Raw genomic sequence first — 3,659 nt, 5'->3', positions numbered from 1 at the left:
GCGGTGGCCCGCCGGGTGTGACCGTTTTTCGTGTCAGGGTGTTGGTGCCGTGTCGTTATGAGGCGGCTTCAGCCGCCTTTGCGCCGCGTGCTCGTCCGCCGCAGACGGTCGGATGGCCGACGGCGATTATTCACCCAATCGACCGCTCCTGCAACCGTCCTTTGCAGGGTCCTGGACGACCGAGGCGCTCGGGCGGATCCGGCCCCCCGGCGGAACCGGAATCCTGTGCCTCGTGAATTTTCGCCCCACGATTAGAGTTGCAAGAAACGCAGGTCCTTGTACAAAAGGACGGCCGGAATTCCCGGGATGCACAGGTTCTGGAACGTGTGAACGCGCACCCAACAGGAGACCAGGCATGTCTGAACAAGCAGCGCACCTGAATCGGCGGCGGTTCTTGAAGAAGGCCGTCCAGGCCGGCGCCTTGCTGGCGGCGCCGTACGTGATTTCAAGCGCCGTCCTGGGCAAGGACGGCGTGGTGGCCCCGAGCAACCGGATCACCGTGGGCGGCATCGGCATCGGCAGCCGGGGCACGAGTGACCTGGGGTGCTTCCTTCAGGAACCGGACGTGCAGTTCCTGGCCGTTTGCGACGTCAAGGCCGCCCGCCGCGACGCCGTCAAGAAAATGGCCGACTCCAAGTACGGCAACCAGGACTGCGCCACGTACCGCGATTTCCGGGAGTTGCTGGCCCGTCCCGACATCGATGCTGTGCTGATTGCCACGGGGCCGAACTGGCACGCCACGGCCGCGTGCGCCGCGGCCGAGGCCGGCAAGGACGTCTACTGCGAGAAGCCCTGCACGAAGAACATCGTGCAGAGCCTGGTGCTGGCCGAGACGTTCCGCCGCACCGGGCGCGTCTTCCAGGGCGGCATGCAGCGGAGGAACGTCTCGCACTTCGAGTTCGCCGTCGAACTGGCCCGCCGCGGCAAACTCGGCAAACTCCGGACCGTCCACGCCCACCCCGGCGGCATGGAAACCGGCAGCAGCGGCTGGCTGTCGGCGGAACCTGAACCGCCCAAGGAAGAGGTGGACTGGGACCTCTACCTCGGCCCGGCGGCCTGGCGCCCGTTCAACAAGAAACTGCTCGGTGGCTTCAACTTCGAGAAGGGCGGGGGACTGGTCGGCGGCGGCGTCCTGGAATGGGGGTCCCATTGCGTCGACCAGTGCCAGTGGGCCAACGATGCGGACCGCACGCAGCCGGTGGAGTACGAACCGCCCTCCAACGGTCAGGCCGTCGCCCGCTACGCCAACGGCGTCAAACTGGTGCTGCGCGGCGAGGGGTGGCTTAACACCGGCTCCTGCCCGGTCCGCTTCGAGGGAGACACGGGCTGGGTGGAGACGGGCGATAACGGCGACATCTTCGCCAGTTCGCCCGACCTGCTGGTCGGCAGGGGCGCCAAGATCCCCGGCTATCCGGCGAACAACCACATCCGCGACTTCCTGAACTGCGTGAAGACCCGCGGGCTGCCGCGCGCTAACCATGAGGTGACCTGCCACACGCACATCGCCTGTCATGCCGCCGGTATCTCCATATTCCTGAAGCGCAAGGTCGCCCTGGATCCTAAGACGTATATGTTCGTCGGTGACGAGGAAGCGAACCGGCTGCGGTCGGAGGCGCTGCGCGAGCCGTGGCGGCTGTAGGATCCGACATTCCGGGAAACCACCTGACTGCTAGGAGAATGATAATGTTCAAGATTCGGTCTCTTGCACTGTGTGGGGCTGTGCTGGTGTCGGCGGCCTGCGCGATGGCCGCCATGAACCGCCCCCCTCTCGCCGCCGCCGAGAACCAGGACCCCGTTTCGGAAAGCAAACTGATCGCCGTGCTCACCTCGGATGCCCCGCCGCAGGACAAGGCCATCACCTGCAAGCAACTGGCCATCTATGGCAGCAAGGCGGCCGTTCCGGCGCTGGCGGCGCTCCTGCCGGATAAGGAACTGGCGTCCTGGGCGCGGATCGCCCTGGAGGCGATTCCCGATCCGGCGGCCGACGATGCGCTGCGCCAGGCGATGGACAAGGTCCAGGGCAGGCTGCTCGTCGGGGTGATCAACTCCATCGGCGTGCGGCGCGACGCGAAGGCGGTCGACGGGCTCGTCCAGAGGCTCAAGGACGCCGATGCCGAGGTGGCGTCGGCCTCGGCCGCCGCCCTGGGTCGCATCGGCGGCGCCTCGGCCGCCAAGGCCTTGGAGCCGTTGCTGGCCGGCGCACCGCCCGCGGTTCGCCCGACGATCGCGGAGGGCTGCATTCTGTGCGCCGAACGGTTCCTCGCCGACGGCAACCGCGACGAGGCCGTGCGGTTGTATGACGCGGTCCGCAAGGCCGATGTGCCCAAACAGAGGATTCTCGAGGCGACCCGCGGGGCGATTCTCGCTCGCGGGGCCGCCGGCGTCCCCCTGCTGGTCGAGCAACTGAGGTCGACGGACAACGCGGTCTTCGGCATCGGCCTGCGCACGGCCCGCGAACTGCCCGGCCCCGAGGCGACCGAGGCGCTGGCCGCCGAGATGGGCCGGGCGGCGTCGGACCGGCAGGCCCTGATGCTCATGGCCCTGGCCGACCGCGACGACGCCAAGGCGTTGCCCGCGGTTCTCGCCGTGGTCAAGACCGGCCCGACCCACGTGCGGGTCGCCGCCATGGACGCGCTGGCGCGGTTCGGCAACGTCTCTTGCGTGCCGGTGCTGCTGGAGGCCGCGGTCGACAGCGATGCGGAAGTGGCTCAGAAGGCCAAGGGAACGCTCACCAGACTGCCCGGCCAGGACGTCGATGCCGAACTCGTGACCCGCCTGGCCCAGGCGACCGGCAAGATGCGCCAAGCCGTCATCGAAGTGGCCAAGCAGCGGCGAATTGCCGCCGCACTTCCCACGATTGCGCGGTGCGTCGACGATGCCGATGCGGAGGTTCGCGGCGCCGCTATTGAGGCCCTCGGCGCCCTCGCGGAGCGGCGATGCCGCCCTCCGCGTCATCGCCCTGCATGCGCTGGCCTGCGCCGGCGGACCCGGCGCCCTGGCCGCCGTGCAAGCAGCCATCAGCGACAAGGAGGAGACCGTCCAGGACGAGGCGGTGCGCACGTTGTCAACGTGGCCCAGCATGTGGCCGGAGGACGCCGGCGCGGCGGAGCCGCTTCTGGCCCTGGCCAAGTCTTCCAAGAAGATGACGCACCAGGTGCTGGCGCTGCGCGGCTACCTGCAATACGTCCAGGGAACCAAGAAACTCAAGGATGAGGAGAGGCTGGCCAAGGTCAACGCCGTCCTGCCGCTGGTCACGAGGGTCGAGGAGAAGCGGCTCGTCATCTCCGCCCTCGGCACCATCGAAACCGCCGGCGCGCTGGAGATGCTGGTGACCTTGGCAGCGGAGCCCGCCACCGCCGAGGAAACGTGCCTGGCCATCGTCAACCTCGCCGGCAGCAAGAACCTGAAAGGCGCTTCCAAGCCGCAACTCCAGAAAGCGCTCCAGGCGGCGGTCGACAAATCGAAAAACGCCGGGACGAAGAAAAAAGCGGAAGACATGCTGAAGGCGGTCCGATAGGGACCGCCGTCGCGGGGGCCGGCCGGGTGTGTGCCTTTCGAGCCGGCGGCGCTGGCCCTCCTGGGCCTGGGCGGCCTGGGTCTGGTCCTCAGCAGGAAGCGCAAGTAACACGCACCGCGTAACGCAGAATCGCGGCGGGTCG

Annotated in this window: 3 protein-coding genes; all 3 read left to right on the top strand. The window is 68.1% G+C overall.

The features are described from left to right. Positions 1–355 precede the first annotated feature (355 nt). The 3 genes from NTX40_07685 to NTX40_07675 are packed head-to-tail and all read left to right on the top strand — an operon-like array spanning position 356 to position 3,517. Positions 356–1,639 (top strand): Gfo/Idh/MocA family oxidoreductase, encoded by a 1,284-nt coding sequence (locus NTX40_07685; GenBank protein ID MCX5648960.1) that lies wholly within the window; start codon positions 356–358, stop codon positions 1,637–1,639. Positions 1,640–1,683: 44 nt separating this feature from the next. After that, a complete protein-coding gene (locus tag NTX40_07680; GenBank protein MCX5648959.1) occupies positions 1,684–3,213 on the top strand; it encodes a HEAT repeat domain-containing protein in 1,530 nt (509 codons plus the stop codon). Further along, positions 3,143–3,517, top strand: coding sequence for a hypothetical protein (locus NTX40_07675; protein MCX5648958.1), 375 nt, complete (start codon positions 3,143–3,145; stop codon positions 3,515–3,517). The genes NTX40_07680 and NTX40_07675 overlap by 71 nt, the downstream gene beginning before the upstream one ends. Positions 3,518–3,659 lie beyond the last annotated feature (142 nt).

The sequence above is a fragment of the Planctomycetota bacterium genome (genome assembly GCA_026387035.1).
GTDB lineage: Bacteria > Planctomycetota > Phycisphaerae > FEN-1346 > FEN-1346 > JAPLMM01.
The sequence above is the reverse complement of the archived record's forward strand: the minus strand, read 5'-3'. Positions and strand labels throughout refer to the sequence as shown.